This window comes from Pseudomonas sp. Je.1.5.c, from assembly GCF_051129895.1.
GTDB classification, from domain to species: Bacteria; Pseudomonadota; Gammaproteobacteria; order Pseudomonadales; family Pseudomonadaceae; genus Aquipseudomonas; species Aquipseudomonas urmiensis.
This window is the reverse complement of the sequence record NZ_JBCPSP010000056.1, coordinates 14,678-27,518: the sequence shown is the minus strand read 5'-3', so window position 1 is coordinate 27,518 and position 12,841 is coordinate 14,678. Positions and strand designations below refer to the sequence as shown.

Here is a 12,841-nt window from a genome sequence, read left to right as displayed (position 1 = left end):
CCGCGATAGCGATCGCGGGGCAAGCCCGCTCCCACGTTCCCGCCCCTAGAGATCACAGCGCTTACAGAATTCGAGGTTTTGACATGAAAGTTTTGATCATCGGCAACGGCGGCCGTGAGCACGCCCTGGCCTGGAAAGTCGCCCAGGACCCACGCGTTGAGAAAGTCTTCGTCGCTCCCGGCAACGCTGGCACCGCCACCGAAGCCAAGTGCGAGAACGTCGACATCCAGGTCACTGCCCTGGAGCAACTGGCCGACTTCGCCGAAAAGAATGTCCAACTGACCATCGTCGGCCCGGAAGCGCCGCTGGTCGCCGGCGTCGTCGACCTGTTCCGCAGCCGCAACCTGGATTGCTTCGGCCCAACCGCCGGCGCCGCCCAGCTGGAAGGCTCGAAGGCCTTCACCAAGGACTTCCTGGCGCGCCACAAGATCCCCACCGCCGACTACCAGAACTTCACCGAGATCGAGCCAGCCCTGGCTTACCTGAAGGAAAAAGGCGCACCGATCGTGATCAAGGCCGACGGCCTGGCCGCCGGTAAAGGCGTGATCGTCGCCATGACCCTGCAGGAAGCCGAAGACGCTGTACGCGACATGCTCGCCGGCAATGCCTTCGGTGAAGCCGGTTCGCGCGTCGTCATCGAAGAATTCCTCGATGGCGAAGAAGCCAGCTTCATCGTCATGGTCGACGGCCACAACGTGCTGCCAATGGCCACCAGCCAGGACCACAAGCGCGTTGGCGATGCCGACAGCGGCCCGAACACCGGCGGCATGGGCGCCTACTCCCCGGCGCCAGTGGTCACTGCCGATGTGCACCAGCGGGTCATGGACCAGGTGATCTGGCCGACCGTGCGCGGCATGGCCGAAGAAGGCAATGTCTACACCGGCTTCCTCTACGCCGGCCTGATGATCGACAAGGCGGGAAACCCCAAGGTCATCGAGTTCAACTGCCGCTTCGGCGACCCAGAAACCCAGCCAGTCATGCTGCGCCTGGAGTCGAGCCTGGTGCTGCTGATCGAAGCAGCGTTCGCCAAGGCCCTGGACAAGGTCGAAGCACAATGGGATCCGCGCCCGAGCCTGGGCGTGGTACTGGCTGCCGGTGGCTACCCGGGCGACTACGCTAAAGGCGCTGTGATCAGCGGCCTGGACGCTGCCGCCAAGCTGGAAGGCAAAGTGTTCCACGCTGGCACCGCGCTGAAGGATGGCCAAGTCGTGACCAACGGCGGCCGCGTGTTGTGCGCCACTGCCTTGGGCCAGACTGTCGAGGCTGCGCAACAGCAAGCCTATCGCCTGACCAAGGAAGTCAGCTGGGACGGTAGTTTCCATCGCAGCGACATCGGCTACCGGGCCATTGCCCGCGAGCGCGGTGAGCAACAGTAACATTGCATTACCGAATGGCCGTGAAGCCCCTGGCGCACGGCCTTCGGCTCGTCGACAAGGCCCCGATGGGCCTTGCCTTCGCCTTGGCGCGCCGCGCATAGTTGTTATCCGGCACATTAGCTAAGAAGGGATTTCGTCGTGCGTCGGCTTCGGATTGCCACTGCCCTTATCGTCAGCCTGCTGACCCTGCTCTGCCTGCTCCCGGCTTCGGCCGATCAAGGCGGTGGTTGGACGGTGCTGCTCGACGAACAGGCCAACCTGCAATTGAGCGATGTGCGCTCGGACCGCTACCGCAACCAATTCAGTCCCTTGCAGCTCAACGAGCTACAAGCCTCCGCCGCCGATCAAGCACTCTGGCTGCACTATCGCCTGGAGCCCGGCGAGCAAGAACGCCTGCTGCGGGTATTCGCCCCAGACCTGTCGCGCCTCGACCTCTACGCACTGGACGGCGAAAAGCTGCTGCGTCAACTGCACCATGGGCAACAGGCCGGCGATGCCAGCCCGACCCTGCGCGGCAGTGATCACGTGTTACCGCTACCCAATAGCAGCCAGCCGCTGGATATCTACCTGCGCCTGGTCTCGGAACATCAACTGCGTCCCGCGATCAGCCTGGAGACCGCCGCCTCGGCCGCGACCGACCAGACCCGCCCCTTGTTGTTCGGCCTGCTGTTCGGCGGACTGGTGATGCTGATCCTGCACAACCTGATTCGCTTCTTCTACAGCCGCTCCAGTACCACCCTGATCCTGGCGCTGTATCACGGCCTGATGCTGCTCAGTGGGTTGATCCTGCTCAACCTCAGCGGGCCCTGGTGGCACCTGTGGCATAGCGCCCAGACCCCAGCCGCCTATTTGACCCTGGTGATGGCGGGCCTGGCCGGCTTGTATTTCACCCAGCACTTCTTCAGCCCCTGTGGCTCGCCGCGGCTTAACCGGCTACTGCAAGGCGAGATGCTGGTGGCTGCCGTCAGCGGCCTGGTGCTGCTGTTCGTCGACACCTTGCCGCTGAACCTGATGACCTACGCCCTGCTCGCCGTGGGCAGCGTGAGCATGCTGCTGGTCAGCAGCTATCACTGGTACAAAGGCTACGGCCCGGCGCGCCTGTTTGCCCTGGCGATGCTGGTGTTCAACCTGGGCGGCCTGGTGCTGCTGCCGGCCCTGCTGGGCCTGACCCGAACCTCGACGCCCTGGTTGCTGTGCATCCTCATGGCCTTGACGGTAACCAGTGGCCTGCTGCTCAACCTGGCGGTCAGCGAGCGCCTGCGCAAGATCAGCGAGGAGCGCTTCCGCGCCAGCCGCGCACTGGCCGCCAGCGATGCCGAGATCAACGCCAAGGCCGAATTCCTGGCCAAGATCAGCCACGAGATTCGCACCCCGATGAACGGTGTGCTGGGCATGACCGAACTGCTGCTCGGCACGCCGCTGTCGGTCAAGCAACGCGACTACGTGCAGACCATCCACAGCGCCGGCAACGAGCTGCTGACGCTGATCAACGAGATCCTCGACATCTCCAAGCTGGAGTCGCGGCAGATCGAGCTGGACGATGTGCAGTTCGACCTCAATGCACTGATCGAAGATTGCCTGAACATCTTCCGGGCCAAGGCCGAACAACAGAATATCGAGCTGATCAGCTTTACCCAGCCGCAAGTCCCTCGGGTTATCAGCGGCGACCCGACGCGGCTGCGCCAGGCCCTGTCGAGCCTGCTGGAAAACGCCCTGAAAAACACCGAGCAAGGCGAGATCCTGCTGGTGGTGGCGCTCGACCAACGTGCCGACCAGCCACGCCTGCGCATTGCCGTCCAGGATAGCGGTACAGCCATGCCCCAAGCCGAGCGCGAAGCGCTGCTGCAGGCCGAATTGCACAGCCACCAGTTCCTTTCCAGCAACAAGCTCGGTGGCCACCTGGGCCTGGTGATTGCCAAGCAGCTGATCGGCCTGATGCAGGGCGAGTTCGGCATCAAGAGCAGCAGTAACATGGGCAACACCCTGTGGCTGACCTTGCCACTCGACCCCTCGCGCCTGGAGCAACCACCGGCCGACCTCGACGGCCCGCTGCGCGATGCGCGGGTGTTGGTGGTGGACGACAACGACACCTGCCGCAAGGTGCTGGTGCAGCAGTGCAGCGCTTGGGGCATGAATGTCAGTGCCGTGCCCTCGGGCAAGGAAGCGCTTGCCCTGCTGCGCACCAAGGCGCATTTGCGCGACTACTTCGATGCGGTGCTGTTGGACCAGAACATGCCCGGCATGACCGGTATGCAGTTGGCGGCGAAGATCAAGGAAGACCCAAGCCTAAACCACGACATCCTGGTGGTGATGCTCACCGGTATCAGCAATGCGCCGAGCAAAGTGATTGCCCGCAACGCTGGCGTCAAACGCATCCTGGCCAAGCCGGTGGCCGGCTATACCTTGAAAACCACCCTGGCCGAAGAGCTGGCCCAGCGGGGTCGCGAACAGGCGATCCCAGCAGTGTTCGCCGCACCTACGCCAGCGGTGGAACTGCCGGTCGATTTCCATGTGCTGGTGGCCGAGGACAACAGCATTTCGACCAAGGTCATCCGTGGCATGCTCGGCAAGCTCAACCTGGAGCCGGACACCGCCAGCAATGGCGAAGAAGCCCTGCGCGCGATAAAGGCGCGGCGCTATGACCTGGTGCTGATGGACTGTGAAATGCCGGTACTCGATGGTTTCTCCGCGACCCAGCAGTTGCGTGCCTGGGAGGCCGAGAATCAGCGCCAGCGCACGCCGGTGGTGGCCCTTACCGCGCACATTCTCAACGAGCACAAGGAACGCGCGCGCCTGGCCGGGATGGATGGGCACATGGCCAAGCCGGTGGAATTGTCGCAGTTGCGCGAGCTGATCCAGTATTGGGCGGGCCAGCGTGAGGCCAAGTCCGACACACTGCATACCTCATGATGACAATGTGGGCTCTATCGCAGGGCAAGCCCGCTCCCACGAGGACCTTGTAGTCACCCTGCGTCTGCGTGGGAGCGGGCTTGCCCCGCGATAGCGCCCGCACTGCTCAACGCGCTCAGGCCTTCACAGCTGATACACTTCCTCGCACCCTCCCCCGCCATGGACCTCGGCCATGCTCCATGAGTTGTTCAGCGTCTACCTGAAAATGCTCGTGCTCTACAGCCCGTTCTTCGTGCTGTCCTGCTTCATCAGCCTGACCCGCGGTCACTCCAGCAAAGAGCGCAAGCAGCTGGCCTGGCGCGTGGCCATTGCCGTGCTGATCGCCAGCGTCCTGCTGTACCTGTTCGGGCGGGTGATTTTCGGCGTGTTCGGCATCACCGCCGACGCCTTTCGCATCGGCGCTGGCAGCGTGCTGTTCATCTCGGCGCTGGGCATGGCTCAAGGCAAGCCGGCGGTGCAGGCCGATAACGTCCAGCAGGATGTGACCATCGTACCGCTGACCATCCCCCTGACCGTCGGCCCCGGCACCATCGGCGCGCTGCTGGTGATGGGCGTCGGCCAGCCGCACTGGGACGACAAGCTGCTGGCCATCGTCAGCATTACCCTGGCCAGCTTCACCGTCGGCCTGGTGCTCTATTTGTCCCACCGCATCGAGCGGATCCTCGGCGACCAGGGCTTGCAGATCGTCAGCCGGCTGATGGGGCTGTTCGTCTGCGCCCTGGCGGCGCAGATCATTTTCACCGGGATCAAAGGCTACCTGGTGGCCTGAACCCTATCAGGGTTTTTCGCCATACCAGCGTGGTGTGTACACCCACTGACCACCACCGTCACGCGCGAAGGTACAGGTCAGCGACGAGCCGATCAGCACCATGGTGCGCATGTCGACCATTTCCGGCTGCAGCTCGGCGAGGGTCACCACCCGTAGCGTCTGCCCTGGCCGGCCAATGTCGCGCCCCAGCACTACCGGCGTCTGCCCCTGGCGATGGCGACGGACGATATCCAGGGCCACACCCAGTTGGGTCGGCCTGGACTTGGAGATCGGGTTGTAGAACGCCAAGACCAGATCGGCCTGAGCGGCCAGGTCCAGACGCTTCTCGATGATCGACCAGGGCTTGAGGTTGTCGGACAGCGACATCACGCAAAAATCGTGGCCCAACGGCGCTCCCGCTTGCGCGGCGGTGGCCAGCGATGCCGAGACGCCAGGGAGGATCTCCAGATCGACCCGATGCCAGGCCGGATCGCTGGACTCGTGCAGCGCTTCGAGCACCGCCGCGGCCATGGCGAACACGCCCGGATCACCCGACGACACCACCACCACCGAACGCCCGGAAGCGGCCAGCTCGAAGGCATGCCGGGCACGCTGCATTTCTTCGCGGTTATCGGTGCAGTGCAGCACTTGATCAGCGCGGAACGGGCCAGCCATGCGCACATAGGTTTCATAACCCAGCACATCCTCGGCCCGCGCCAGCTCGGCCTTGACCGCCGGTACCATCAGCTCGGCCGCGCCTGGGCCGAGGCCAATCACCGCCAGCCGGCCCCGTACTCGCCCAACCTTGGCGACCTCGATGGGTGCAGGGGTCGCGGCGATTACCACGTTTGAAACTGCCAGCGTCTGCGCCTCAGGCACGACGTGCGCAACCATGCTCTGCAGGCTGTCGGCCGGCGCCGTGAAACGCAGCGGTACGTCCAGGGCGCGCGCAGCTTGGTGCAGCGCGGGGGCAGCCATATCCTGCTCACTGGCCAGCAAGCAGGCCAAAGCTTGCTCGGCGATGTTGGCTTCGGCCAGCGCCGCGCGCACTTCAGTGGTGAGGTCCGACTGGGTGGCGCTGACCGCCACCAGCACCGAGCGCGAGTGGATCAGCAGCTCATCGCGATGGTCCGGGCGGGCTTGGTAGCCCACGTGGATAGTGCGCTGCGCGTGGGCATCAGCAGGCAGCTGCGCTTGCGCCAGCCACGGCGCATCGCCTTCGATACGCACGCTCTGGCCGGCCAGCAGATCAGAAACGAACCGCTTGCCCTGCTCCAGATCGGCCAGGGTATAACCCTCTGGCGGATTGAGCAGGCAGGTGCCAAAGCGCAGCTCACCACTGGTGGTGATGGCAGGCGCTACGCCCAACGCCTCGCCGATCTCACGCGCCATCAGGTTGACCCCGCCCAGGCCGCCGAGCAGTGGTACCACTGCACTGCCATCTTCGGCCACGGCCAGCACGGGCGGCTCGACGTCCTTTTCGCTGAGCAGGCTGGCCAGGGTGCGAATCACGATACCCGCCGCGCACAGGGCAATGATCGGCGTGTCCTGCTGATACAGGCCACGCAGCGTCTCGCCAAAGGATTCATACAGGCTGTCGACCGCCTCGACCCGACCGCGCAGGCCGTGAAGGGTGGCCTGTGGATAAAGCTGCTGGATCCGCTGCGCGGTGGCCAGGCTGCCAGCGCCGAGGATGACGATTGCGGGGGCCTTGCGCATGTTCATCCCTGCCATTTTTCCCCCGGCACGATGATCAGCGAGAAGTATGGCGAAGACTGCGGGTCGACCTCTTGCAGCGGAACGATCTTCTGGTTGGCCATGGTCGCGCGTTCAACGTACAGCGCACGCCCTTGCAGACCGAGCTCGCCAAGCACCTGGCGGACCTTGGGCAAGTTACGCCCCAGTTTCATCACCACCGCCGCATCGGCATCGGCCAGGCGGCGCTTGAGTTCTTCGGCAGGCAGCACGCCAGACAGCACGGTCAGCGTCTGGTTGCGGTAGACCAGCGGCGCACCCAGCACCGAAGCGCCGCCAAGCATCGAACACACTCCAGGGATCACTTCGGCTTCATAACGCTGGGCCAGGCGATCATGCAGGTACATGTAGGAGCCATAGAAGAACGGATCACCCTCGCAGATCACCGCCACATCCCGGCCGGCGTCCAGATGCGCGGCCACTTGTTGGCCGGCTTCATCATAGAAATCGCTGATCACCTGCTCGTAGGACAACGGCGCCGGCAACACTTCGGTGGTTACCGGGTACACCAGCGGCAGCAGGGTCTGCTCGGCTTGCAGGTGCGCCTCGATGATGCCAAAGGCATTGCCGCGCTTGCCCTTGGCGACGAAATACGCCACCACCGGCGCCTCGCGCAGCAGGCGCAGGGCTTTGACGGTGATCAGTTCAGGATCGCCAGGGCCTACGCCCAGGCCGAGAAGACGTCCACGCGCCTGCATCATTCGACCTCCGTGGCCAGTGCGTTGACCGCCGCCGCCGCCATGGCGCTGCCACCCAGTCGGCCCTGCATGATCACGAACGGCACCCCACGGCTGTCTGCAGCCAGCATGGCCTTGGATTCGGCGGCGCCGACGAAGCCCACCGGGAAGCCGAGGATCAGTGCTGGTTTCGGCGCGCCGGCATCGATCATTTCCAGCAGGTAGAACAGTGCGGTCGGCGCGTTGCCAATCACCACCACGCTGCCTTCCAGGTGCGGCCGCCACAGTTCCAGGGCCACCGCCGAGCGCGTGTTGCCCTGCGCTTTGGCCAGGTCTGGCACGCTCGGGTCACGCAGGGTGCAGATCACCGGATTGTTGGCCGGCAGCCGCGCGCGGGTGATGCCTTCGGCGACCATATGCGCGTCGCACAGGATTGGCGCGCCCTTGGCCAGGGCTGCACGCCCCGCCGTACCCGCACCTTCGGAGAATTGCAGGCCGTCGATGGCCTCGACCATGCCGCAGGCGTGGATCACCCGTACAGCGAGTTTTTCCAGGTCAGCGGGGATCCGCTCGAGCCTGGCTTCCTCACGGATGATCCGGAAGGAATTGCGATAGATCTCCTGACCATCGCGGATGTAGTCAATCATCAAGGTGCTCCGTGGGCAGGTCGAGCATGGCGCCTGCTTCTTTCAAGGTAAGGTCGCTCGCGCGCAGGGCTCCGAAGCCCGGCAGGCGCGCATCGCGCAGATAAAGGTCATAGCGGCCCGGCGCGCGGGCCAGCAGGGTGGCCGGGGCGACATGGGCCGCGGCGCAGGATCGGCTGCAGCCGGACAGGTGCACACTGCCCAGTGCGCCAGCAGGCAGCCCGCTGGCCAGGGTGAGGGCATCGCTCTTGGTGTCGGCCTGGGCTTTGGCGCAGCCGCTGGAGCCGGTGCAGGCGGTGAGGCGCGCCAAGGGCTGCGCAGCATCGCAAAGCAGACCGAGGGCGTTGAGCTCGGCTTGGGCGGCGTCGATCTGCGCGGGGTCGATATTGGTCAGTACCGCGCTCTGCCAGGGGCTCAGGCGCAGTTGACCGTCGCCTGCCTGGCGCGCAATACGGGCAACACCGCGCAGCATGGCGGGGGTCAAGCGGCCCAGGGGCGGGGCGATGCCCAGGGCCAGGCCCTGCCGTTGGGTCAGCCTGCCCAACCAGCCGGTGCGGGTCGCTGAACGCTGCCAGCCAAGCACCGCGGCGTCGCGACGGATCTCAAGCGCCAGTCCGGCGATGAAGTGCTCGACCGGACAGGTTTCGAGCAACTGGCGCATCCGCGATTGCTCAGGGCTGGCCAAGTCGAGGAAGCGCTCCAGCACCGCACGGGTCAGCGCCAGCCCTGCCTGCACAGGGACCGCACCCAGTGCCCGGCTTGGGCAACCTGCCAGGCCGAATGCCAGCCAACGCTCGCCATCGAGCTCAACCGCCGAGAGCCACAGGTCATGCGGGTGTTCAAGCATCGCCAGGCCTTCGCCGCCATCGAGCTGCACGGCGAACTTGGCCGACAGCTGGTGCAAACGCGGGGTGCTTTCGAGCATCTGCAAAATCTGCGCAGCGAGCGGCTGGGTATCGACGAGCATGAGCGGATCGAGACCGGCCAATGGGCTGAGCATCACGTTGCGCACATCGTCGCCCGCGGCTTCACGCGGGCCGAGGCCGGCTGCGAGCAGGTGCTCGATCAGCTCGCGATGCTGCGCGCCAATGCCGCGAATCTGCAGGTTGGCGCGGTTGGTCGCCTCGATCACGCCGCCGGCAAATCGCTCTGCCGCCGCAGCGACGGCATCGGCCTGGTCGGCCAGCAGCACACCACCGGGCAGCTTGATCCGGCAGATACCGCCATCGCGCGCGGCGACGATACGCCACAACCCCGGGCAGGCCGAGGGGCGGGGCGAAATGGCGGGGGGCAGGGACGGGTTCAAGAGGGCATCCGGCAATCGTCAAAGTGCGCTTGAGTGTAGAAGGCGCGGTATTATGCCTGCTTTGTCCGGCGGCATGAAAAACCGGCGGTCGAAGATCGTATGGAATTCAGGGGCCGCTTCGCGCCCTTCGCGGCGGCTCGGCGCTCCGACAAGCCCGCTCCCACAGGGACTGCGCCAGCCGCAAGAGCTGCGCTAATCCTGTAGGAGCGGGCTTGTCGGAGCGCCGCACCGCCGCGAAGCGGCCCCAAAATGATGGAAGTGAAATTAATGGCCCCGTGGCTGACAGTAGTAGGTATCGGTGAAGACGGTTTCAGCGGCCTGGGCAAACCCGCCCGGCGTGCTCTGCTGGGCGCCTCGCGGATCTTCGGCAGCCCACGCCAGTTGGCCTTGCTGCCACGCTGTGTGAACGGCGAACGCGTGCAGTGGCCGAGCCCATTCTCACTGGCGCCCGTGCTGGCCCAAAGCGGCGAACCGGTGTGCGTCCTGGCCAGCGGCGACCCGATGTTCTACGGCGTCGGTGCCAGCCTGGCGCAGCAGGTTCCTGCCGAGCACATGCGCGTGCTCAGTACGCCCTCCTCCTGCGCCCTGGCCGCAGCCCGCCTCGGCTGGCCATTGCAGGAGGTGCACATTCTGTCGATCGTCGCCCGCCCTTTGGCCGCAATCAATGCCCAGCTCTTTAGCGGCGTGCGCCTGCTGGTGCTGAGCAACGATGGCGACAGCCCGGCGCAGATCGCCGCACTGCTACGCGAACGCGGCTTTGGCCCAAGCCGGATGCACGTCCTCGAGCACCTCGGCGGCCCTGAAGAGCGTCAGCTCAGCGGCACCGCTGAAGACTGGCCGCATGCCCACAGCGCCGCCCTCAACCTGGTGGCCATCGAGTGCCTGGCAACGCCCGACGCACCGCGTTTGTCGACAGCCTGCGGACTGCCCGACAGCGCCTTTCGTCACGATGGCCAGCTGACCAAGCGCGATGTCCGCGCCATCACCCTCGCCCGCCTGGCCCCGCAGCCCGGCGAGCTGATGTGGGATGTCGGCGCTGGCTGTGGCTCGATCGGCATCGAATGGATGCGTGCCCACCCCAGCTGCCGGGCATTGGCGATCGAGGCCGACGAAGGCCGCCAGGGGTTTATCGAACACAACCGCGACGCGCTCGGCGTGCCTGGCCTGCAACTGATCTGCGGCAAGGCTCCGCAAGCCTTGGTCGAGCTGGAACGACCCGATGCCATTTTCATCGGCGGCGGCGTCACCCGCGACGGCGTGTTGCCGCTGTGCTGGGAGCGCCTGCGCCCCGGCGGCCGGCTGGTGGCCAACGCGGTGACCTTGCAAAGCGAAGTGGCCCTGGCGCAGTTTCGCCAGCAGCATGGCGGCGAGCTGACCCGCATCCATGTCGCCCAGACGCAACCCCTGGGCAGCTTCGATACCTGGCGCCAGGCCTTGCCGATCACCCTGCTCGACGTGGTGAAACCCTTCGATGCGTGAAGAGACCCGCGAACAACCCGCGCCTCTGCGCAGCGGCCTGACCACCGGCAGCTGCGCGACCGCCACCAGCTTGGCTGCTGCCCGGCTGCTGTTGACCGGGCAACGCCATGACGCCGTAGCCATCACCCTGCCCAAGGGCAAGCAAGTACAGATGCGCCTGGAGTTCTGTCGACGCGATGGCGAGCGCGCCGAGGCCGGCACCCTGAAAGATGCCGGCGACGATCCCGACGTCACCCACGGCGCCCTGCTCTACAGCCAGGTGCGCCTGCTCGATGCCCCAGGTATCCGCTTTGTCGCCGGCATCGGCGTCGGCACTGTCACCCGCCCAGGGCTGGTGCTGGCGGTTGGGGAACCGGCGATCAACCCGGTGCCTCGCCGGATGATCACCGAGCACCTGCAACAGCTGGCCAGCGATTGCGCCTACAGCGGCGGTTTCGAGGTTACGGTGAATGTGCGCGATGGCGATCAACTGGCGCTGAAAACCATGAACCCACGGCTAGGTATTCTCGGCGGCCTGTCGATCCTCGGCACCAGCGGGATCGTCCGGCCGTTCTCCTGCTCGGCCTACATCGCCTCGATCCACCAGGGCATCGATGTTGCCCACACCAATGGCTACACGCACATCGCTGCCTGCACCGGCAATGCCAGCGAGGACACCATGCGCCGGGTCTACAACCTGCCGGAGATCGCCCTGATCGAGATGGGCGACTTCGTCGGCGCGGTACTCAAGCACCTGCGCAAAGTGCCGGTGGCGCGCCTGAGTCTGTGCGGTGGTTTTGGCAAGATCAGCAAGCTCGCCGCCGGGCACATGGACCTGCACAGCCGCCACTCGAGTATCGACCTGCCGCAACTGGCCGGCTGGGCGCGGGAGATTGGCGCCGATCAAACCCTGCAAGAGGCGATCATCGCCGCCAATACCAGCCAGCAAGCGCTGGCCCTGGCCCATGCAGCAGGGATCGAACTGGGCGACGCAGTGTGCGCCCATGCCCAGGCGTTCGCCCGCAGCGTGGTCCCGGCTCAGGTGCACGTCGAAGTCTTCGCCATCGACCGCCAGGGCGGTATCGTTGGCCAGGCAGGTGTGCAATGAGCGAACGCATCTTGCTGCTAGGCGGCGTCACCGAGGCCTTGGCAATCGCCCGGCGCCTGGGCCCCGAGCACGTCTATAGTCTGGCCGGAGTCGGCCGTGTGCCGCAGGACCTGGCCTGCACGGTGCGGGTCGGCGGCTATGGCGGTGCCGAAGGGCTTGCCGCCTATTTGCAAGAGGCGCGCATCACGCTGCTGATCGACGCCACCCATCCCTACGCCGCCCAGATCAGCCACAACGCAGCCCGCGCGGCGCAGACGGCGGGCATCCCGTGCTGGGCCTTGCGCCGCCCTGCGTGGCAGGCGCAGCCCGGTGATGACTGGCGTGAGGTGACCGACTGGGCTGAGCTGATGCAAGCGCTCGAACCCTTCGCGCGCCCGCTGTTCACCCTGGGCCGCGAGCCCTTGCTGCATCTGGACGAAATCCCCGCGCAGCAGTTCTGGACCTTGCGCGCCCTCGACGCCTGCCCTGGCAATGATCGCTGCGAGGTCATCGGCGCCCGTGGTCCTTTCCAGATTGCCGATGAACGCGCACTGTTCGCACGACGGCGCATCGATGTGCTGGTCAGTAAGAACAGCGGCAGCGTGGCCACAGAACCAAAGCTTGAGGTGGCGCGCGAGCTGGGCGTGCCTGTGCTGGTGCTCAAGCGGCCGGTGTTACCGGCTGTGGATCGCGAGTTCAGTCAGATCGAGTCGTTGCTGACGGCGCTAGCTACCGACTAGGAGCGCGCCCTGGGGTCGAAGACTGGGTGACATCGCTCTAGCTTTTCGCAGGTTTCTCCCTACGCAATATTCGGAGATTTCAGCCCCCTCATACCGTACAAGCAGATGGCCCTGTGCCTGCAATCTGCCGTAAACTCCGC

At 65.5% G+C, this 12,841-nt stretch carries 10 protein-coding genes; 6 read left to right on the top strand and 4 right to left on the bottom strand.

Going from position 1 to position 12,841, the window contains the following annotated elements; genetic code table 11:
- The first annotated feature begins 83 nt into the window (after positions 1-83).
- The 3 genes from purD (at position 84) to AAZU54_RS25090 (ending at position 5,055) form a co-directional block, all read left to right on the top strand.
- Positions 84-1,376: a phosphoribosylamine--glycine ligase gene (gene purD, locus AAZU54_RS25100; RefSeq protein WP_186555541.1), complete on the top strand. Its 1,293-nt coding sequence runs from the start codon at positions 84-86 to the stop codon at positions 1,374-1,376.
- A 138-nt stretch (positions 1,377-1,514) separates the two neighbouring features.
- Positions 1,515-4,286 carry a response regulator gene (locus tag AAZU54_RS25095; protein WP_434727808.1) on the top strand — a complete coding sequence of 924 codons (2,772 nt, stop codon included), beginning with the start codon at positions 1,515-1,517 and terminating at the stop codon, positions 4,284-4,286.
- A gap of 172 nt (positions 4,287-4,458) precedes the next feature.
- Positions 4,459-5,055 (top strand): MarC family protein, encoded by a 597-nt coding sequence (locus AAZU54_RS25090; RefSeq protein WP_186555543.1) that lies wholly within the window; start codon positions 4,459-4,461, stop codon positions 5,053-5,055.
- Positions 5,056-5,061: 6 nt separating this feature from the next.
- Here the strand turns inward: AAZU54_RS25090 and cobJ are convergent, their stop codons facing one another.
- From cobJ to cobG, 4 genes are read right to left on the bottom strand one after another with little or no spacing between them, the layout of a single operon-like run.
- Positions 5,062-6,768 carry a precorrin-3B C(17)-methyltransferase gene (gene cobJ, locus AAZU54_RS25085; RefSeq protein ID WP_434727807.1) on the bottom strand — a complete coding sequence of 569 codons (1,707 nt, stop codon included), beginning with the start codon at positions 6,766-6,768 and terminating at the stop codon, positions 5,062-5,064.
- Entirely contained in the window at positions 6,756-7,490 is a 735-nt protein-coding gene (locus AAZU54_RS25080; RefSeq protein ID WP_186555545.1) for a precorrin-2 C(20)-methyltransferase, read from the bottom strand. The genes cobJ and AAZU54_RS25080 overlap by 13 nt, the downstream gene beginning before the upstream one ends.
- On the bottom strand, positions 7,487-8,113 hold the full coding sequence (locus AAZU54_RS25075; protein ID WP_186555546.1) for a precorrin-8X methylmutase: 627 nt from the start codon (positions 8,111-8,113) through the stop codon (positions 7,487-7,489). Before AAZU54_RS25075 ends, AAZU54_RS25080 begins: the two co-directional genes overlap by 4 nt.
- Entirely contained in the window at positions 8,106-9,431 is a 1,326-nt protein-coding gene (cobG, locus tag AAZU54_RS25070) for a precorrin-3B synthase (protein WP_434727806.1), read from the bottom strand. The genes AAZU54_RS25075 and cobG overlap by 8 nt, the downstream gene beginning before the upstream one ends.
- A gap of 252 nt (positions 9,432-9,683) precedes the next feature.
- On the opposite strand from cobG, the gene cbiE reads away from it, so the two are divergent.
- From cbiE to AAZU54_RS25055, 3 genes are read left to right on the top strand one after another with little or no spacing between them, the layout of a single operon-like run.
- Positions 9,684-10,895, top strand: coding sequence for a precorrin-6y C5,15-methyltransferase (decarboxylating) subunit CbiE (gene cbiE / locus AAZU54_RS25065; RefSeq protein WP_434727805.1), 1,212 nt, complete (start codon positions 9,684-9,686; stop codon positions 10,893-10,895).
- Positions 10,888-11,982, top strand: a complete 1,095-nt coding sequence (locus AAZU54_RS25060; RefSeq protein ID WP_186555549.1) for a cobalt-precorrin-5B (C(1))-methyltransferase — start codon at positions 10,888-10,890, stop codon at positions 11,980-11,982. Before cbiE ends, AAZU54_RS25060 begins: the two co-directional genes overlap by 8 nt.
- Positions 11,979-12,701, top strand: coding sequence for a cobalt-precorrin-6A reductase (locus tag AAZU54_RS25055; protein ID WP_434727804.1), 723 nt, complete (start codon positions 11,979-11,981; stop codon positions 12,699-12,701). The genes AAZU54_RS25060 and AAZU54_RS25055 overlap by 4 nt, the downstream gene beginning before the upstream one ends.
- Positions 12,702-12,841: the final 140 nt, after the last annotated feature.